18 protein-coding genes are annotated in these 20,332 nt (G+C 44.0%); 4 read left to right on the forward strand and 14 right to left on the reverse strand.

What is annotated here, in order from left to right; genetic code table 11:
• Positions 1-134: 134 nt before the first annotated feature.
• The 11 genes from CGZ90_RS02055 to CGZ90_RS02105 all read right to left on the reverse strand — a co-directional run bounded on the left by CGZ90_RS02055 (position 135) and on the right by CGZ90_RS02105 (position 10,898).
• On the reverse strand, positions 135-1,391 hold the full coding sequence (locus tag CGZ90_RS02055; protein WP_094250667.1) for a peptidase: 1,257 nt from the start codon (positions 1,389-1,391) through the stop codon (positions 135-137).
• A gap of 21 nt (positions 1,392-1,412) precedes the next feature.
• Entirely contained in the window at positions 1,413-2,075 is a 663-nt protein-coding gene (locus tag CGZ90_RS02060) for a 3-oxoacid CoA-transferase subunit B (RefSeq protein WP_094250668.1), read from the reverse strand.
• Positions 2,018-2,752 carry a CoA transferase subunit A gene (locus CGZ90_RS02065; RefSeq protein WP_094250669.1) on the reverse strand — a complete coding sequence of 245 codons (735 nt, stop codon included), beginning with the start codon at positions 2,750-2,752 and terminating at the stop codon, positions 2,018-2,020. Before CGZ90_RS02065 ends, CGZ90_RS02060 begins: the two co-directional genes overlap by 58 nt.
• 17 nt (positions 2,753-2,769) lie before the next feature.
• Positions 2,770-4,134: an aspartate aminotransferase family protein gene (locus CGZ90_RS02070; protein WP_240515325.1), complete on the reverse strand. Its 1,365-nt coding sequence runs from the start codon at positions 4,132-4,134 to the stop codon at positions 2,770-2,772.
• A 62-nt stretch (positions 4,135-4,196) separates the two neighbouring features.
• Positions 4,197-4,472: a YokU family protein gene (locus CGZ90_RS02075; RefSeq protein WP_379675182.1), complete on the reverse strand. Its 276-nt coding sequence runs from the start codon at positions 4,470-4,472 to the stop codon at positions 4,197-4,199.
• Positions 4,466-5,902, reverse strand: a complete 1,437-nt coding sequence (kamA, locus tag CGZ90_RS02080; RefSeq protein WP_094250672.1) for a lysine 2,3-aminomutase — start codon at positions 5,900-5,902, stop codon at positions 4,466-4,468. The genes CGZ90_RS02075 and kamA overlap by 7 nt, the downstream gene beginning before the upstream one ends.
• Before the next feature lie 161 nt (positions 5,903-6,063).
• Positions 6,064-7,437, reverse strand: a complete 1,374-nt coding sequence (locus CGZ90_RS02085; protein ID WP_205727377.1) for a sigma-54 interaction domain-containing protein — start codon at positions 7,435-7,437, stop codon at positions 6,064-6,066.
• 79 nt (positions 7,438-7,516) lie between these two features.
• Positions 7,517-8,380, reverse strand: coding sequence for a putative beta-lysine N-acetyltransferase (gene ablB / locus CGZ90_RS02090; RefSeq protein ID WP_094250674.1), 864 nt, complete (start codon positions 8,378-8,380; stop codon positions 7,517-7,519).
• A 112-nt stretch (positions 8,381-8,492) separates the two neighbouring features.
• A complete protein-coding gene (locus CGZ90_RS02095) occupies positions 8,493-9,098 on the reverse strand; it encodes a trimeric intracellular cation channel family protein (protein ID WP_094250675.1) in 606 nt (201 codons plus the stop codon).
• Positions 9,099-9,187: 89 nt separating this feature from the next.
• Positions 9,188-10,024: a PHP domain-containing protein gene (locus CGZ90_RS02100; protein WP_094250676.1), complete on the reverse strand. Its 837-nt coding sequence runs from the start codon at positions 10,022-10,024 to the stop codon at positions 9,188-9,190.
• Between the two features lie 37 nt (positions 10,025-10,061).
• A complete protein-coding gene (locus CGZ90_RS02105) occupies positions 10,062-10,898 on the reverse strand; it encodes a sulfurtransferase (RefSeq protein WP_094250677.1) in 837 nt (278 codons plus the stop codon).
• Positions 10,899-10,985: 87 nt separating this feature from the next.
• Here CGZ90_RS02105 and zwf point away from each other — a divergent pair, with 87 nt between their 5' ends.
• Positions 10,986-12,485: a glucose-6-phosphate dehydrogenase gene (zwf, locus tag CGZ90_RS02110; protein ID WP_094250678.1), complete on the forward strand. Its 1,500-nt coding sequence runs from the start codon at positions 10,986-10,988 to the stop codon at positions 12,483-12,485.
• Between the two features lie 6 nt (positions 12,486-12,491).
• The gene (locus tag CGZ90_RS02115; protein ID WP_094250679.1) at positions 12,492-13,112 is read left to right on the forward strand and encodes a cyclase family protein; all 621 of its coding nucleotides are present in this window, start codon (positions 12,492-12,494) and stop codon (positions 13,110-13,112) included.
• A 46-nt stretch (positions 13,113-13,158) separates the two neighbouring features.
• Here the strand turns inward: CGZ90_RS02115 and bcbE are convergent, their stop codons facing one another.
• Positions 13,159-14,412 carry a bacillibactin exporter BcbE gene (gene bcbE, locus CGZ90_RS02120; protein WP_094250680.1) on the reverse strand — a complete coding sequence of 418 codons (1,254 nt, stop codon included), beginning with the start codon at positions 14,410-14,412 and terminating at the stop codon, positions 13,159-13,161.
• Between the two features lie 136 nt (positions 14,413-14,548).
• Between bcbE and CGZ90_RS02125 the strand changes: the two genes are divergently transcribed.
• The gene (locus tag CGZ90_RS02125) at positions 14,549-15,706 is read left to right on the forward strand and encodes an aminotransferase class I/II-fold pyridoxal phosphate-dependent enzyme (RefSeq protein WP_094250681.1); all 1,158 of its coding nucleotides are present in this window, start codon (positions 14,549-14,551) and stop codon (positions 15,704-15,706) included.
• 84 nt (positions 15,707-15,790) lie between these two features.
• Here the strand turns inward: CGZ90_RS02125 and CGZ90_RS02130 are convergent, their stop codons facing one another.
• Positions 15,791-16,048, reverse strand: a complete 258-nt coding sequence (locus CGZ90_RS02130) for a DUF2533 family protein (protein ID WP_094250682.1) — start codon at positions 16,046-16,048, stop codon at positions 15,791-15,793.
• 165 nt (positions 16,049-16,213) lie between these two features.
• Between CGZ90_RS02130 and CGZ90_RS02135 the strand changes: the two genes are divergently transcribed.
• On the forward strand, positions 16,214-16,747 hold the full coding sequence (locus CGZ90_RS02135; protein ID WP_094250683.1) for a hypothetical protein: 534 nt from the start codon (positions 16,214-16,216) through the stop codon (positions 16,745-16,747).
• A gap of 43 nt (positions 16,748-16,790) precedes the next feature.
• Here the strand turns inward: CGZ90_RS02135 and CGZ90_RS02140 are convergent, their stop codons facing one another.
• The gene (locus CGZ90_RS02140) at positions 16,791-20,312 is read right to left on the reverse strand and encodes a dynamin family protein (RefSeq protein WP_165766740.1); all 3,522 of its coding nucleotides are present in this window, start codon (positions 20,310-20,312) and stop codon (positions 16,791-16,793) included.
• Positions 20,313-20,332 lie beyond the last annotated feature (20 nt).

Genomic DNA, 20,332 nt, shown 5'->3' on the forward strand with positions numbered 1-20,332 from the left:
GGTCTATCTTTCTTATGCCCAAGGAGAAATTAACGTACAACACCTTATTATTAACAGAGCCTAAATATAAAAAAACCCGGCATCTTTGCCAGGTCAAAAAATGAAGAAAAAATAGACCGATAGCTTACCCGCTTCTAATCTGTACTGCCTCCGCACCAATCGAAGATCGTCAATGCAATAATTTCGGCAGCATCAATAATCTTTGAAATCTCGATATATTCGTTCGGATAATGAGCGACCGCCGTCACTCCAGGACCGAACACAATAGACGGTGTATCCCCTATTGTCGTCAGCACTCCCCCATCCGTCCCCCATGGCGAGGCTTCAATAACAGGATCATAGCCTTGAGAATCTTTAAAATTCTTTGTCAGCAGCTGCATCAGCTCGTGTTCTTGATCGATCATTCCAGGTAGCCATTGAGCGCCAAACCATTCCACTTCAGCAGGGTGCTCACGCAGCCATTTATCATCTATTCCGGCCATAGCAGCATGAAGCTCGTCTTTTACCTCTTCCATCGTCTCGTGTGGAGCAACCCCTATCCTTCCTTCCAGCACGACTGTATCCGGAACAGAGGAAGGCCAGTTACCTCCCATTATTTTTCCAATGTTAATAGGTACAGGTATTGGGATGTTTTTATATAAAGGATCTATGATTCTCTCATTCCTCACATTTTCAAGCTTTTGCAATGCATGGACGATAATCATAGACTTTTCGATCGCACTTACTCCTTCATAACGGGTACCGCCATGAGCTGCCTTCCCTTTCACAGTGACCCTGAACCACATTGATCCTTGCTGAGAGGGAAATATCTTCATGTTTGTCGGTTCCGGAATGATCGCTGCATCTGCCGTGAAACCTTCTAAAACAGCAGACAGCGTTCCTGCTCCGCCGCTTTCTTCTTCAACTACACTATGAAAAATTACGTCTCCTCTCAGTTTGCAGCCCGTCTCCCGCAGTGCTTGAACAGCGAGCATAGCGGCCAGGTTTCCGCCTTTCATATCGGTTGATCCTCTGCCGTATAACTTTCCATCAGCTACCTTCCCGCTGTATGGATCCTCATCCCACTGGTTCAAGTCACCTGCAGGTACAACATCAACATGTCCGTTCAGGACGATTGACCGTCCGCCGCCTGTGCCATTCCACCTACCAATGACGTTCGGGCTTTCAGAGAAATCGTTTCTAGTCGCACAAAAATATGGATGCTTCAGAAACTCTTCGCCTTCTGGCACGTACACCGTCACATCAAGCCCGATCTTGTCCAGCCTGTCCGCTACAAGCAGCTGCACACCTTTTTCCATTCCTTGCTCGCTTTGTTCCTGAACAGCTTCAGCAAGCCAGGAGACAGCTTCTTCGGTATGTTCGGCAAGCCATGCTCTGATTCTTTTCTTCATAACAGCTCCCCACTCTTTCTTTTAATAAAAGACGGATATTTTCTCAGGAAGAACGATATGCGCTCCAGTTGCGGCAATCACTTCATCCAGCGAATATGGATTCATGATTTCAAGCAAGTGCAGTTTCCTGTCAATCACTTCAAACACCGCTCTTTCCGTAATGATCATATGAGCACCTTCTTTTACGGTTAATGGAAGGCTGCATGCGTCCACTATCTTCGGTTTCCCTTCTTTGTCACAATGGTTCATTAACACGATCACCTTTTTGGCTTTTTGAGCAAGGTCGATCGCTCCGCCCATCCCGGGAACTCTCTTGCCTGGAACGATCCAGTTCGCGATGTCCCCTTTTCCGCTAACTTCGAGCGCCCCTAATATGGTGACGTCAAGCAATCCTTTCCTGATGATGCCGAATGCCTGGGCACTGTCAAAATAGGATGCTCCGGGCAGGATCGTTACAGGATATCCTCCTGCATTTGAGAGGTTGCCGTCTTCTTCCCCCGCAAGAGGAGAGCCGCCCATTCCCAATATTCCGTTTTCCGTATGAAGCATAACACCGCTGTTTTCTGGTATATAATCGGCAACGAGTGTGGGGATGCCGATTCCGAGGTTAACGATCATGCCGCTCGTTATTTCTTTAGCTGCCCGCCTTGCGATCTGGTGTCTTGTTTCAATTCCCAAACCCATTTCCAGTCCACTCCCTTGCTTTGAACAATATAATCGACATATACTCCTGGCGTGATGATGCATTCGGGATCCAGGCTGCCATTAGGCACGATTTCTTCTACTTCGGCTATCGTAATTTTTCCAGCCATCGCCACCAGCGGATTCGTGTTCCTGGCTGTTTTATCGTAAACAAGATTTCCGTACTGATCCGCTTTTTGGGCATAAACGATCGAAACATCGGCGGTCAGAGCCGGTTCGATCATATACTCCAATCCATTTATGACCGTTTTCTCCTTGTTATCTTCTACAACCGTACCGAGTCCGACATCAGTCAGTATGCCGCCGAGCCCCATCCCTCCTGCCCGGATCTTCTCGGCCAGAGTCCCCTGAGGAACAAAAGTAACGTCTAATTCGCCTGACTGCATTTGTTTCCCTGCTTCAGGATTTGATCCGATATGTGATGCGATCAGTTTTTTCACTCTTTTTTCGGTGATTAGTTTACCAGGTCCGATCCACGGAAACCCAGTATCATTGCTGATTAAAAAGATATCCTTGATACCTTTATCAAGCAATGCACTTATCAAAGTTGGCGGTGCACCTACTCCGCCGAATCCCCCGATCATCAGGCTCATTCCGTCTGTAAAATGTTCCATCGCCTGCTCGATTGATATGTGCTTCGTTTTCGCTGCTGTATTCATGCGTTCTCCTTTCTTTTCTAATTCGCCCTTTTCAGTATAAGTTTCCCTTCTTGTTCCAGCTTGCCAGTTAGCTGCTTCAGGGAAGAACTTAGAATACCTGCAAGCTCGTCAATCTCTTCTGACGTGATGGTCAGCGGAGGAGCAATGATTACCGCATCTCCGCTGAAACCCGTAACACCTGCAACTGCAGGGTAAACGATCAGTCCGTTTTCGAAGCAGATAGAAATGAACGTTTCTGTTATTTTTTCGTTCAAACTGAACGGTTCTCTTGCTGTTCTGTCCCTGACAAGTTCAATGCCGCAAAGCAGCCCTTTCCCGCGCACATCACCTATAACCTCAAATTCTTCCTGCAGCTTTTTCAGCTTTTCTATTAAGTAAATTCCTTGTTTTTGAGCATTTTGCACTACATTATTTTTGTCCATATAGTCCATGACCGCCAGGCATACAGCTGCTGAAAATGGGTTGGCGCTGAATGTATGACCGCTCATAATAACCTTTGTGCCATTTTCAATCACCTTCATGATACGGTCTGAAACGATGGCTGCTGCCATCGGTGTATAACCAGCACTCATCCCTTTGCCTGTAGCGATAATATCTGGAACGACATCCCAGTGATCCATCGCAAACATCTTGCCTGTCCTGCCCATTCCTGTCATCACTTCATCGGCAATAAAAAGGATATTGTACTTCTCGCAAATCGCTTTTACTCGCGGATAGTACTCGTCAGGAGGAGTGATAGCGCCGCCAGATGCTCCGATTACCGGTTCAGCAATAAATGCGGCAATATTTTCTGATCCGATCGATAATATGGCTTCCTCCAGATCGTCCGCACATTTCATTTTGCATGAAGGATAAGAAAGCTTAAACGGGCATTGGTAGCAATACGGCGGCGCGACAGCTGGGAAGTCTTCGAGCAGCGGCTCAAAACGCTGGCGTCTGAGCGGATGCCCTGACATAGAAAGCGAACCGAGCGTGATTCCGTGATAGCTCGTTCTTCTCGATAGGATCTGTATTTTTTCAGGCTGGCCTTGTTCCTGAAAATATTGAATGGCGACTTTTAGCGCCGTCTCTGTCGCTTCCGAACCGCTGTTCACAAAAAAGACCGCATTTAAATCACCAGGAGCACTTTGTGCCAGCTTTTCTGCCAGTTCTTCAGCCGGCTCACTTGTAAAATGCGACCGATAAACGAATGATACTTTTTCAGCCTGCCTGCACATCGCTTCATAAATTTCCTTCACGCCGTGCCCGATGTTTGCTGTGACAGCTCCTGAGGAACCGTCAATATATTTTTTGCCGTCTTTGCCAAATAAATAGATGCCTCTGCCATAGTCGACGACAGGATACGATTCACCGACCAGCGGCTTAATTAAATGCGTATTCACCCATACCACCCCTTTGCACGATGCAAAACCGGAGAGGGCCATGGACGGCCGCTCTCCTGCTGTTACAGTTTAAAATAGTTTTTCTTCAAAAATCGCGGAACCGCCATAAGTTCATCAAAGGTAACAGGCGAAGCCAGGTTCTTCGTATCAATCAGCATGAGCTGGTCTTCAACTTCTTCGATCACCGCGTCTTCCTGATATTCCATTCCGCAGTCGACGCAATGAACAGATGGCATTTCATTTATTTCTATCGCTCTCGATCCGTCCGGCAGTTCCCAATATCCTGTTCTTCTTGCCGGCTGTGCATGCTCGCTTCCGCACCAATGGCAGATCATGATATGTCACCTGAAGCTTCAGCTGATGCCTTTTTTCCACTTTCATCATACTGTGACTGTTCATGTTTAAATTTGCGTTCTTTCATCTCATCTCTTTTATCGCGTTTGTCTTTCAGTGTGCTGTGTTCAGGATTGACTTCATAATTCTTTCTGCGGTCAAGCCTGTTCAGCCCTTCAGGCACAAGGTTGAATTTCTCATCACGCATAAGTGCAGTAACTCCGATGGCAGGTGAATGGTGGCCCGTTCCCATCACTTCTTCAAAATATGCATCCGCTCTGCCAGCTACATAATTTTTCGGTTCAGGATAAGAAGTGATCACTCCTTCAAAGTTTCGGAGAACAACTTTGTCCGGAGACTGTGAAATCAAATAGTTTGGCTGCAGAGATATTTTTCCGCCTCCGCCCGGGGCATCCACGACAAAAGTCGGGACCGCATAGCCTGACGTGTGGCCTCTAAGCGCTTCAATGATTTCCAGTCCTTTTGAAACAGGAGCACGGAAATGACCGATCCCTTCAGACAGATCACATTGATAAATGTAGTAAGGACGGACCCTGATCTTCACAAGATCATGCATCAGTTTTTTCATGATAGGAGCGCTGTCGTTGATTCCTGCAAGGATAACAGACTGGTTGCCAAGAGGAACACCGGCGTTTGCAAGCATGTCGCAAGCTCTTTTTGATTCTTCGGTTATTTCAATCGAAGTGTTAAAATGCGTGTTCAGCCATACTGGATGATATTTTTTTAGGATGTTGCAAAGATTCTCCGTGATTCGCTGCGGAAAGACAACAGGCGCCCTTGTTCCGATGCGGATGATTTCTAGGTGCGGGATTTCCCTGAGGTTTTTTAATATATATTCTAAAATGTTGTCATTGATCAACAGCCCGTCTCCGCCCGAGATCAGGCAGTCGCGGACTTGCGGTGAATTCCTGATATAATCAATGGCTGCGTCAAGCTGCTTTTTTGGCACACCCATCCCGATCTGCCCTGAGAACCTTCTTCTCGTACAATAACGGCAGTACATCGAACACTGGTTTGTTACAAGAAACAGGACGCGGTCCGGATAGCGGTGAGTAAGGCCCGGAACAGGTGAATCCTCGTCTTCATGCAGCGGATCTTCCAAATCATATTTAGTTTTTAAAATTTCTTTTCCGATCGGCACGGACTGCATCCTGATCGGACAGCGAGAATCGTCTTGATCCATGAGCCATGCATAATAAGGTGTGATGTTCAGCGGGATTGTCATCGTGGATATTTTCACGCCTTCTTCCTCTTCAGGAGTAAGGTTGACGACTTTACGCAGATCTTTCAAATTTCTTACTGTATTTGTAAGCTGCCATAGCCAGTCATTCCACTGCTCTTCCGTAACATCTTTCCAGATCTCGTATTCTTTCCAATGTTTTTTTGGTTTGTATAACCCGTTGATTACTGGCATATTGTATTTCCTCCCAATCCATAGTCTGCTAACATATCTTGCAAGTTTCGTGCCAATTAACAGACTATTCAAATTGTTTAATATACTATATGCCGCGGCCGGGTAATATGGGCATAACGGTTTTCGGATGAAAATAAACAGCGCCGAAAATTCAGCACTGCTTATTTTTGTTTGAGTTTGTATTGCAGCGTCTGGCGCGGAATGTTTAATAGTCTGGCAGCCTGCTGAATATTGCCTCCTGACGCCTCAACAGCACGGGAGATCAGCTTTTTCTCATAAGAATGAACGGCCTCTTTTAAAGGTGCAGCAGAAAGCTCATCATTACTTTCTTCCGTTTTGACAGAGTCTAAAGAGTTTCTCTTAATATGAACTGGAAGGTGTTCGATCTGTATATGTCCGTTGTCTTCAAGCATGTTCATCGCATATTCGACCGCATGTTTTAGCTCTCTTACATTCCCTCGCCATTCATGGTTCATAAACGCAGCATCAGCATCCGCACTGAACCCTTTTGTTTTTTTGCAGAAAGCAGATTCATATTCTGCAAGAAAATGACGGGAAAGCATGAGCACATCATTTTTTCTGAAGCGAAGTGGCGGAAGTTCGAGGTAGATGACATTCAGCCTGTAATACAAATCGTTTCTTAATGTTTTATTTTTCAGGCAGTCATCAGGATGCTCATTTAAGGCGGCAGTTACTCTGACATCCACCTTTTTTCCTTTTACAGCTCCGACACGATATACGATTCCATCCTGAAGGACACGAAGAAGTTTCGCTTGAATTTCAAGGGGCATAGAATTCAGTTCATCGAGAAAGAGTGTGCCTCTGTCAGCGAGTTCAAATAAGCCGGGTCTGTCAATGCTGCCCGTAAAACTTCCTTTCGTCGTACCAAACAATATCCCCTCTAGCAAGGTAGCGGGGATAGCCGCACAGTTTTGCGCGATGAAAGGCTTATTTCTCCGGTTTGAATGATTATGGACAGCCTGAACAAGCATCTCCTTGCCTGTACCCGTCTCGCCATAGATAAGCAGCGGAGACGATGTCCCGCTCACCTTCTTGCCTGTGGCGATAACCTCCTGCATCTGTTGATCAGCTGTTATGATATGTTCAAATGAAAAAAACGCATCGGTTTCGTCATTCGGATTTTTGGAACCTTTCATGTTTCGTGCCTGCAGATCGATCAATTTCTCAGAAAGACGGCGTATTTTCGTATAGTCTTTTGCCACTTCCACCGCACCGATCAGCTTTCCTCCGACGGTAACGGGCAGTGTCGAATTAATCGTGTTGATCTGTACACCATTTCTGTTCGTGTATGTTTGTTCCTGGTTAATGATCGGCTCGCCAGTCTGCAGCACTTTCAGCAGCGTGCTTGTTTCTCTCGTCAGTGATGGAAATACATCAAGCACATGGTTCTTCCCTACTTCCTCTACAGTCAGCCCGTCAAGCATTGCTGCAACTTCATTGTAAAAGACCGTCTTTCCATCGGACCCCACAGCGTGAATCCCTTCGTCGATGCTCGTCAGAATGGCTTTAAGCATTTCGTTTGTTTCGAGTGTGTTCACTGTACACCATCCTCCTTTAGCATAGTGCTGAAATTCTGGCACCTGCGCCGAAATTTCAGCGTTTTATATTAGAAAGGTCCTTTACCCACAAATTCATATCTTCATAATCTTCAAAGATGATGCAATTATTGGCGAGCCTGCCTCCATATGTGTATCCTCGCTGATGAAAGACCGCGTTCATCCCGAACGATAAAGCGCGGGCAAGTGAATAGGCACAATAAATACTCCGGCTAACCAGCTCTTCTTCCAGATGGGCGATCAATATTTTCATCAACCCATATTTTCTATAATCCTCCAGGGTGGCACAGTCTGTCAGCTCTGCATTGTGATATTTAACCAGAATCTCAGCCGAGGCTGCACTTACAATCTCACCTTCTTTTTCTGCACAATAAAAGACTGTTCCCTCCTTCATCACTTTTATGATGTATGCCGGGTCGTTCATCGGTGTCGGATATACTTTGAAAACGGTTCCATATAAAGCAGCAAGACTGCTGGCGTCTTTCTCAACTGCCAATCTAATAGTGATACCTTCTGCAAGCGGAGGAACCGTATCATTCTGCTCTTTCTGCAGAATCTGGCTGACCGTTGCATCTTCCGCAGCCCAATGACAGCTGTTTCGTCTTTCATTGGTAAAAAATCGGGACAAGAACTGACAGTCACTGCCGTTATAGTATCCTTTAAAATAAGCTTCCGGAACAAAGCCGTGCTGCAAAAAAAAGCTCACGTACTCGTTTCTGCATTTTAAAATTACCTTTGCAAAAGCATGTTCATTCGTTTTTTCTTCTATATAATTCCATAAGGCGGATGGATCGCCCCTGAAATCATCGATCCTCATCCGTTCATTAAAATAATCAAAATAAACATCCGCGCTGAAATTTGCTGTCTGAACTGCTGCGTTTTCAAAGTATGTATCATTCATGACGTATTCCCCCTTTTTATTACGTGTTCCATATTGTGCTGTGAAATTCCTTCTCACGATATCTGCAATCTAAGTTCTGATCGTGCTTAATAAAAAAAAAAGACCGTCCAGTTCAGGACGGTCTGATCGCACGATGCGGGAGTTTCCATTTATATTTTAATGAAAGAATTCTCATGATTACGATTCCTGCAAATAAGCTGTATAATTCAAGCGGCTCGTCTGCTGCTCCAAGACCAACGATCAGTCCCCCAGCCATCGCCCATACTGCGTAAATCTCATCTCTGAGTACAACTGGCTTTCTGCCGGCAAGAACATCCCGGATGATTCCACCGCCGATCCCAGTCATCATCGCTGCTACTACTACTGCACTTAACGGATGCCCCATTTTGGAAGCAAATAATGCTCCTTGTATCGCAAAAGCTGAAAGGCCGATCGCGTCAAATAAGTTGAGCCACTTTTTTGAGTGCTGAATAACTCCAGATGGCAATAAAAAAACGATGCCCATTGCTACGAGTGCCGTTTTTAATAAAAGCCCCTGCTGCCATATGGAATCTACAGGCACTCCTATCAGCAGGTTTCTGATAATTCCTCCGCCGAAAGCCGTGACTAAGCCAAGGACGACGACGCCTAATATATCATAATCTTCTTCCATCGCCACTAATGCTCCTGATACGGCGAATGCAATCGTTCCAATTATATTAAATGCTTCCCACGTCAAATCAATGTGTCTTCCTCTCAGATGAAAAAATAGAAATGATGTTCATATCCTTTCGTATTGTAATGCTTAAGAGGAATTTCTGCAAGATGTCAGCGCATCTCAGAAGCAGCTTTAAGCTGGCTTATGGTCTCAAACCCAGTATAACAGGAACCTAAATCTCCATGAAAAACCTGGCCGTTTCGGAAACCATGAAAATCGCTTCCTGCAGTAGGAATTAGATGAAGTGTTTTTGCTAAAGCAAAATAATCTGCCCTCTGGCTGTCCGAATGATCCGAATGCCAGCATTCAAGGCCATTAAGCCCTGCAGCTGCGAGTTCTTTTATCAGATGATCGCAATCTTGATAAATTCCCGGATGCGCCAAAACTGCTGCTCCGCCTGCACGGCGGATGATTTCCACAGCTTCAGCTGGAGGAATTCTCTCAACCATGGCATATGCCTTTGCACCATTTCCAAGATACAGCTCAAATGCTTCTGGCAAACTTTTGACAACCCCTTTTTCCATAAGCAGTTCAGCGATATGACCCCGGCCGACATTCCCGCCCAGCCTTCTTTTTTTCTCAAGCTCATCATGTTCAATAGCGATGCCTAAATGCTGAAGTTTTTCAATGATCAGCGCGTTTCTCTGGTCTCTGACATTTCTTAGTTCATGAAGCTGTTTCAGCAGTTTATCATCTTCATAATTAATATAATAGCCAAGCACATGGATATCTTGGCCGTTATATTTCGTACTGATTTCAATGCCCGGTACGAACAAAAAATTATTGTGTTTTTCTGACTCTTGAATTCCTTCGCTTATTCCGCTCACAGTATCATGGTCAGTAAGCGCTATTCCGCTGAGACCTTTCTCTAGTGCCCGCAAAACATTTTCAGATGGGGTGCACGTCCCATCGCTGGCAGTAGAATGAGTGTGCAGGTCATATTTCATGTTTTAACTCCCTTCTATAAATACGGTATGTGAAAATTCAAGTGCTTTTTTCGATTTTGTTTTCTGGGTATGAAATCCAGTCGCTCCAGCTTCCTGGATATAGCTTGGCATGATCTATGCCGGATTCAGCCATCGCCAGCAAGTTAACGCAAGCTGTCACACCTGATCCGCAATATACGATGATCTCTTCTTTTTCAGAAATTGGAGAAAAACGCTTTTTAAGCTCCTGCTCAGTCTTCCAGATTCCGTTTTCTATATTTCCGGCGTAAGGCATGTTTACACTCCAAGGGATGTGACCTGCTTTATGATCGATCGGTTCATGGATTCCTGCATAGCGCGGCTGCTCTCTCGAATCAATTAAAACTGTCCCGGGCTTTTTGCTTTCAGAAGCCTGCAATACGTGATTTTTATCGCAAGCCATCTGCGCTTTTACTTCAGGATTAAAAACACCATTTTGCACTGAAGGCATTTTAGTTGAGACAGGAAACCCTTTTTCTTTATAGTGTGTATATCCTTCTTTAAGGATTTTCACGTTATCATGACCCATATACCGCAGCAGCCACCAAATCCTGGAGGCAAATACATTTTGACTGTCATCATACGCGACGACAATTTTTTCAGGCGAAATGCCGCATGAACCAAAAAATTGTGATAGTATGTTTACGTCCGGCAAAGGGTGTCTGCCGCCATGCTTGTTTACAGGTCCTGACAAATCTGTTTCAAGACTCGCATAGAAAGCACCTTTTATATGGTCCATTACATACAATTCATAGCCTTCCTCACTGTCTGTAAGTGAGAAACGGCAGTCGATCAAGATGATGTCCGGGCTGCTCAAATGTTCAGCGAGCCATTGCGCTTTAACAAAATGTGACATGTTTTTGCCTCCTGTCCGGATTTCGTTATGTTTCCTCCATTCGAGGGAACAATAGTTCATAGTAATTTAAGAAGTGAGGAGAAATATATGAACGAGAACACAATTAACGCGTCTATCGTCCTGTTTGGGGCAACAGGCGATCTTGCGCACCGCAAGCTGTTTCCCGCCCTTTTTCAATTGTACCAAAAAGGGCAGCTGCAAGAGAACTTTGCAGTAGTCGGAGTTTCACGCAAAGATTTTGCGCATGAAGAATTTCAAAAAATCGTTGCAGAAGCTGTAGAAACTCATTCAGAAGCTGATGACCATGATGCACTGAAATCTTTTTCTTCCCATTTTTATTATTTAAAGATGGATGTAACGGATTTTAAGAGCTACCACGATCTTGAAAACTTGCTGAACCAGCTTGACCGTGACTATCACACAGGCGGAAACCGCATGTATTACTTAGCCATGGCACCTCAATTTTTTGGCACGATTCCTGGCTTCCTTAAGTCAGAAGGCATCACAGACACGCCAGGCTGGCACCGGATCGTGATTGAAAAACCGTTTGGGCGGAATCTTGAAACCGCAACTGAGCTAAATGAAAAAATTCAAGAAAGCTTTGACGAGGACGACATTTACCGAATCGACCATTACCTTGGCAAAGAGATGGTGCAGAACATTCAAGTGATACGATTCGGAAACGCGATCTTTGAATCGATCTGGAACAATAAATACATAGATTCTGTACAGATTACCTCAAGCGAAACACTCGGTGTTGAAGACCGTGCCGCTTATTATGAAAAATCAGGAGCGCTACTCGACATGGTTCAAAACCATATGCTGCAGATGCTCATGCTTGTCGCGATGGAACCGCCAGGAAAACTGGATACGAAGCACATCCGCGACGAAAAGGTAAAGGTTCTTCGCTCTCTCCGTTTTTATAATGAAGAAGAGATACATGAGAACGTGGTCCGCGGCCAGTATGCAGAAGGCAGCTTGAACGGTTCATCCGTGCCTGGCTATCTGGATGAGGAAAATGTGGCTGCAGGATCAAAAACAGAAACGTTCGTTGCGGCTAAGCTATTCATCGACAACTTCCGATGGGATGGAGTGCCGTTCTATATCCGGACAGGCAAGAGGATGAAAACAAAATCAACTGAGATCGTCATTCAGTTTAAGCAAGGTCCGATGGCACTTTACCGGGCAAACAATGTCAAACATCCGCCTAACCTGCTGCGCATTCATATTCAGCCGGATGAAGGACTCTCGCTTTCATTGAACGCGAAGCCTCATGGCGACAACATGAACCTTCTTCCTATCGACATGTCATTCTGCAACAATTGCCAAAATGAAGTAAACAGTCCTGAAGCGTATGAAAAGCTGATCAGCGACAGCCTTCTCGGTAACGCTACTTATTTCACTCGCTGGGATGAAGTTGCGCTAAGCTGGGAATTCATCGATTCCATCTCTAATGCATGGAGCAAAGAAAATCAAGTCTCCCCTGCACGATACCCATCAGGCAGTATGGGGCCGAAAGAAGCCGATGAACTGCTTGAGAAAGACGGTTTCACTTGGTGGGACCCATCAAATTTAAGAAGGAGCTGAAGCAAGATGAAAATTTATGATGTATCTTCTACGATTTTCAGCGGTATGGCTGTTTACAAAAACAAAGAAGAAAAACAGCCTGTCTATAACACCGTACAATCAGGTTATGTCACGGAAACGCGGATCGACATGGACGCTCACACTGGAACTCATGTCGATGCTCCCCTTCATATGGTTCCAGGCGGCGATACGATCGAAACACTTCCGTTAGAAAGCCTTGTACGTGAATGCAAAGTCATTGATATGACACATGTTGACGGCGCAATCACGAAGGAGCATTTAACAGACAAAGATATTCAATCTGAAGATTTTGTGCTGTTCAAGACTAAAAACTCGATGACCGAAGAATTTGATTTCGACTTTGTTTACGTCGGCAAATGTGCTGCCGAATATTTGGCTGAAAAAGGGATCACGGGTGTAGGTGTCGATGCACTTGGAATCGAACGAAGCCAGGAAGGCCACCCGACACATAAAACGCTGTTCGAAAAAAAGATCATCATTATTGAAGGGCTGCGTTTAAAGGAAGTTCAGGAAGGCCGTTATTTCATGATGGCTGCACCGCTTAAAATGACAGGAACGGACGCATCACCTGCAAGAATCATCTTGCTCGATAACTTTGGACAATAAAAAGAAAAGCAGAGCAGCTGACGCTGCCCTGCTTTTCTTTTTGCTTTTATTCGAGTGCAGGCTTAAGGCCAGGATCTCCTTCCTTCGCACCTTCCCCGTTCTTTTCCTTTTCTTTTTCAGGCTTTATAAAAAACAAAGACACAGCAGCAGCAAACAGCGAAATGCCCCCTGACGTGTAAAAAACGACTTCATGTGAAGATTTCATTAAAACTGCATAAACTGGAGGCCCTGCAGCAACCCCGACAAACCGCATCGAACTGTAAAGTGATGTAATCGTTCCTCTTTCTTCTTTCTCAATTCCTTCTGTGATGAGTGCGTCTAAGCTAGGAAGCGAGACACCGATACCTGCTCCGCACACAAACAACCCGGCAAGAAGCATATAAATGTTTTCAGTGAATGTGACAAGAAAAGTCATGCCGCCTAAAACGAAAAGGCCAATCGTGCAGCACCATTTCATTATTTTTTTGTTCTGGCCGATTTTTTTACCGCCGATGTAAGAGCTGATAGAAAGGGCGAGCAGCGGAACTGCTAAAACTAATCCTTTCATTACACCTTTAATGCCGTAGCGCTCTTCAAGAACGTTTGATAAATAAAATAGCAGACCGAACAAAACAAACATAATGATGCCGCCTATTAGGAAAATAGAAAAAAGCCAGCGCCCATCATTTTTGAAAATTTTCTTTACGCTCTGCAAAAATTCCTTGAACTTCTGCGGCTCTTCTTGCTTTTTTGGTGATTTTACAAACATAGCGACAAGAATTATTGATACTGCGCAAAAAACAGGGATTAGCCAAAAAGGAAGAAACCAAAAAAATGAGGCCAAAAAGGCTCCAAGGATAGGACTCAGCACTTTTCCAAACGTGTTCGACGTTTCAATCAGACCAAGACCAGATGAGACTTCTTCCTCGCTCTTAAACATGTCCCCCACAAGAGGAAGAACGACTGGTGCCGCACCAGAAGATCCGATTCCCTGCAGCAGCCGGCCGGCGAGAATCATCCAGTATGGATCATTCATTTTCCAAGATGCCCACCCTGTCACAATCCCTCCTGCTCCAGCAATGATCAGACTAGGAATGATAACTTTTTTCCTGCCAATGCGGTCTGACAAGTAACCGGCGATCGGGATTAGGAGAATGGCCACGACCGAATATACCGTAATGATCATAGAAACTTGAAAAGGTGTGATATTAAGCTTTTTTTCGATATCCGGCAGAACGGGAATAAGCATTGAATTGCCAAGTGTCATAACAAGCGGTATGGATGCCAGTGAGAGCAGGCTCCACTTTTTGTTTATTTTCATGTTGCCCTCCGGTAGCAATGTCCTTCTGTTAGTATTGATTATTTCCCTGAGTACATACAAGAAAATCAATCCATTGACGATAAGAAAAAAACAGCCTAAACTGATAAGAATATACATATTAAAAGGAGGATGCGGATTGGAAACCTACATTCAGCCTCGCGTCAACAAGATACAAATATCTGGAATCAGGCAATTTGTCAGTGAAATGGCCGCTTTTCCAGATGCCATCTCCCTCACTCTTGGCCAGCCTGATTTTGAAACTCCAAAGCATATTAAAGAGGCTGCAAAAAAAGCGATAGATGATAATATGACCGTTTATTCGCCTAACCCAGGCTTTCCTCATGTAAGGCGAGCAGCAGCAGTTTACGTGAACTCTAAATACCATCTGCCTTACAATGAGGATGAAGTAATCATCACAGTCGGCGCCAGTGAAGCCATTGACGTTTCGCTGCGCACGATACTGGCAGAAGGTGATGAAGTGATCATACCTGCTCCAGTTTATCCTGGATATGAACCCGTCATCACGATGTGCGGTGCACATGCTGTTTTTGTGGATACAACTGAAACCGGCTTTAAACTGACGGTAGAGATGCTTAAAAAGCATTGGTCAGAAAAAACAAAGTGTGTGATCCTTCCATACCCGTCCAATCCGACAGGAGCTATACTTCAGTCGGACGAGCTTGAAGAGCTCGCTTCTTTTTTAAGAACCAAAAACGCTTTTGTACTCTCTGATGAGATATACAGCGAACTTACTTATGATGCTGCTCACTCCTCGATTGCCTCCATTGATGGGATGAAAGAAAAAACAATCGTGATTAACGGTCTTTCTAAGTCGCACAGCATGACCGGATGGCGGATTGGATTGCTGTATGCCGACAAAACGATTCTGCAGCATATCCTCAAAGTGCACCAATACAACGTAACGTGCGCCAACACCATCGCTCAAGCAGCGGCTTATGAAGCATTGACAGCCGGAGCAGATGATGCCGTACTAATGAAAAATGAATACCGAAAAAGAAGAGATTATTGTATTGCACGTCTTGAGAGTATGGGTATAAAAGCCATTGCTCCAGGCGGGGCGTTTTATATCTTTGCTGACATCAAAGATTACGGTCTGCCATCACTCTCTTTTGCACGCAGCCTTCTTTCTGAACAAAAGATAGCGGTCATACCGGGAAGTGTGTTCCATGCAACAGGCGAAGGGTATATAAGGCTTTCATTTGCTGCTGCTCTCCCGGTTTTAGAAACGGCCCTGGACAGAATGGAAGAATTTATTCAACATTTAAAAGTTTGATTTAGTTCACATAATATTATTACTGGCAATTAGAACTCAAATAACAAAAGCGGATCCTTTTAGGACCCGCTTTTGTTTGTATACTCACCTTTTTTTAGCGTGTTCAAGCACCATTTCCTCAGTAACGTGTTTTCTAGAAGGTGTAATGCCGTTCAATGCAGCTAACTTATTAATTCTTTCAGTGACTTCGTTTATTTGTTCTACGCTGAATTCTTTACCATTCTGTACAGCATCCACTGCTTCAGCAATGTATCGTTCCCGCTCTTGGTCCCAAAATAAAAATTCATTAACGATTTTATGCTGTTTATCGGAATGCTTGCTGATCTGATAATGTACGTCCATACGGCGCCTCCTAATATCATTATATCGAATATCGTACCATAGAAAAATCACATCCAAATATTACAAGAATTTTCAGAATTATTTTTTATTTTACAATTTGGTGAAAAAATAATAAACTTGAAATGCCGGGATACCGGGATTTTTTTACATATATAGGAGGTCAATATGAAAAAAGTATTTGGTTATACTGCTGCTGCTCTTCTCGCATTCGCTGTTGGATGCAGCGACGAAAAAGCTGAGCCGAAAAAAGAAGAGAAAAAGACTGAAGTGAAACAAGAAAAGAAGGATCCGAACGCTGAAAAGATTGCGATCCTAAACTTCGAAACAGATCTTGTGAAACAGCTTCGCGCTTACCATGCTCCATTCAATGCTTATGCAGCATCTTTGGGAGCTGATCCAAAACCTGCTCAGGCAGACCTTGACAAAATGAAGGCAGACGCTAAAGCTGCTGGAGAGAAAGCGATCGCTGAAATCCCTTCAATCGCTATCCCGACTGAGTTTTCAGCTGACCTTCAAGCAGCATACAAAGCTGGCTTTGAAGATCTAAAGAAATCTTACGAAGCACGTGTTGCCGGCCTTGATGATGCAAAGAAAACAGAAGAAGCAGATGCTTTATTTACTTCTTTTGAAGAAAAAGTGAATGCAGAGCATGAAAAACTGCAGCTTCTTCCTGCAAGCTTTGCAGCTGAACTACAATAATTACAAAAAGGAAGCCGTGCGAGTTTGCACGGCTTCTTTTTTATTATTTCATTTTAGATAGTGCTTCTTTGTAATCCTTCTCTTGGTCTGGATTGGAGTAGGCTTTCATCCACATATCAACTGATCTACCGATCTGCTTGTCGAAATGCTTTGATGCAGCTAAAGACTTTTCTTTAGTCTCTAATTCATAATGTTCTTTTATCACGATCAGCGCCTCATCAGCCCAAGCAGAAATTCGCTTTTCCAGTACTTCGATCAGCATTTCCTTCATTTCATCCCTGCCGCTGCCCTCAAAAAATTGCCGTGCATTCTTGTATGTTTTGTTCCATTTTTTCGTATCGACTTCATCAGGACTCACTAATACATGAGAGAGTGCCGGGGTACGGTACTCGAGAAGAGACATATCAAACGCATCCACTTTGATGGCAGACGAAATATTCTCTCTGAAAAACTGATCTTTTTCTTTAATAAAGGAATTGATCCACTTTTCAATGCGCAGACTCGTCGCCTTCACTTCCTGATTTAAATCGTATTCTGCTTTTCTCCAGAGCTCATGAGAAGCTGAGACTAGAGCCGCTCCGCTGTTTTTCGCATCCAGCATGATACCAGAATGAAAACACTCCTTGAAAAAGTCATGACTGCGCAGGTTCACTCGTTGTTTCACATAATGTATCAGCTCTGTTATTTCAAGATCCAACTTTTCCTGAGGAACCGCAAAATGACTTTGAGCTGTAAGTCTCCACCTTTCCGCTTCAGCCAGCATTTGATTTTTCCGCTCTTCTCTTTCTTCTTTTGAACGGCCAAGATCATCGACAATAGAAGTGAGCTTTTCTTTCAAAAAGCTGTTTTTAAAGGAGCATTGTGACGCAATAACGTTTGCCAGGTCAACTTCAAGAAAAGCGCTGATCTCACTTCTTAAGCTGCTGAATCCTGATTCATTATTTTTATTATTACTATTTCCCTCTTTCAGTTCCGTATGGCTCGAGACAGGATACAGTCTTGGATTCCGGATGCCAAACGCTGAGAGGTTATCCTTAATATGAGATGCAACTTGCAATACTTCCTCTTGATCCTGTGCAAGATCACACGCATTGAGTACAAAGAACATTTTATCCGCCAGGAAGACATCTTTCACTCGTCCAAGCTGAATCAGAAACTCTCTGTCGGCAGAAGAAAACGCATGGTTATAATAAGTCACGTAAAGTATCATGTCAGAATTCTTAATATATTGAAAAGCAACATCTGTATGCCTGCTATTGATAGAGTCTGCACCAGGGGTATCCACCAGGACGATCCCGCTTTCAGTCATCTTGCAGCTGTAGTATACAGTGATCTTCTTTACGTAGCATGCAAAGGGTTCATATGCTCCATATCGTTCAATATCCTGCAGACCTGAAGTAAACACGGAGCCTGCCTTTGAAGACATCTCTTCAAAGCCTTCCATGAACGCGGAAATAAAACGGCTGCTTCCTGAGACCGAGCTTTTTTTTGCTAATTCCCCTGCCTGTTTTAAAGATGAGGCATTATTTCCGGTTTTAGATAGATGGTCATTAATTTCAGCCAGCATTTCTTCTTCGCTCTTGCATTCGATCTGTACTGTCCCATGCGGATGCGAAACATCAGGTTTAATGATTTCGAATATGGCAGCTGTCATTGGGTTCGGGCTTGTAGGAAGAACCTTTTCTCCGATTAGAGCGTTTGCAAAAGAAGATTTTCCTGATGAAAAAGCACCGAACAAGACCATCGTATAGGTGCGCTTTTCGACCCTTGAAAGAAAATGGTTAGCATCCTCTGCATCCTCTGCAAATCCGGGGAGACTTTCAAGCAGGCTGACATTGTGCGCTAGCCGGCTTTTTTCTGCACTCAGAGAATTTGTGCTATGACTTGAATTCGCACCTTTACTTTGTACCTTTTTTGCCTTGATCGGCTCCTTTTGAAGAATTTTTGTTATGTCGATTTTGCTGCCGGAAGATGCTTGAAACAATCCTTCAATGTTTCCATCATACTCTGAACTGCCGCCGGCAATTCTCTCTAACCGGTCTTTTTCTTTCTTCCACATTCTCATTCGGTTTATTTCCTGCTGGTGTTTCTGTATTTCTTGCTCTGCTTCCGCAAGCTGAAGTTTGATGCTCTTATGCTCTTTCTTGGACAATTTTTCTGCCTCAGCGTTCACAAGATCAAAAAACGGCTGCAGCTTCTGACTTATCATTTTGCGCACTTCGCCTGCAATATGTTCGCAATAGTGAAGCAGTGCTTTACCATCGGCATCCATCCCAGACTTTGCTGATTGTGTAAGCAATGACTCATGAACAGTAAAAGAGAAAGTTCCGGCATCAGCTCCATATTTTTTTGAAAACTCGTCAAACAATCTTCTCAAATGCCACATTACTTGAGTTTCGATGTTCTTATTAAGGGAATCCGCAAAGCTTTGCAGGCGCTGTTTCTTTTCATTAGCTGTCTTGTTCTGGCTCATAAAAAAGCCCACCTTGAATTTAGGCTGCAGGCTTTCAAGCAGCTTTCCGCCAAGTTCGCGCGTTTCAAACGGCATCAAGATGGCATCTCTTAGTATGTTTTGCACGTCGTTCCGCCACTTTTTCTTCTCATCACTTTCTAACTCTTCAGCAAGCTGAAGTCTTTCAGTCAGTTCATTTTTTCGTTCTTCTGCGTGCTGAATGATATCTTCAATATGTTCTTCAGTTTCTGGTTTGTGTTTCTCTGCATAATCAGCTGCAAGCCATTGCAGCCGTCTGCGCCATTCTTTTTCCAATATGTTCTCTTTTTCAATCGATGCTTTTTCAATAAGTGCCCGCAGTGCATTCAGATCGTTTCCTTCTAATGATCTGTTCAGCACACTCGTATAAAAGATGTCTTCTTTTGTAATGCCATATGGACCAAAAGATTCTTCTACTTTCTCCTTGAATGAGGTTATAGGAAGTTCAGATTCAAGATGCTTATCCATCTGATTGATGATCAGCTTGACATGCTGGCCTCTTCTTGAAAGTTTCTCGATGAAATGAAAATTTGTTTCTGAAAGAACATGGTTATAATCCATCACATAAAAAATAATGTCGGCTGCATCACTAACTTCATCTGCAGCCTTGTAGTGTGCATCATCTGTGGAATCAATTCCAGGAGTGTCATAGAGTGCGATTCCCTCGAGCCCGAAATGTGGTGTGAAAATTTCAATTTCCTTAACAAGATCTCCGTTTTTACAGAGTCTTTTTATTTCATTTATATCGAACGGAGGCAGAAATTCTCCGTATTCTCCGTTATGAAGATACACTCTTGCTTTACTCGGGCCTTTTCTCAGTACAACTATGTTCGCGCTTGTCGGTACAGGGCTAACAGGGAGCGTGCCATCTTCAGACAAAGCGTTCAATAGGCTCGATTTCCCTGCAGAAAAATGTCCGCAGAACACGACTGAAAGGTCACCTGCCATAGCTTTGCGATAATAAGCTAAAATCTTTTCAAGCCTGTCTTTATCTTTTGCTTCTGCAAAAAACTCATAAAACTGAGCAAGTACTGGTAAAACTTTGTTGTTGGATATTGTAATTCTTTGCTTCAAATTTCTCATCCTCTGTATGT

The sequence above is a fragment of the Fictibacillus aquaticus genome (assembly GCF_002245695.1).
Taxonomy (GTDB): domain Bacteria; phylum Bacillota; class Bacilli; order Bacillales; family Fictibacillaceae; genus Fictibacillus; species Fictibacillus aquaticus.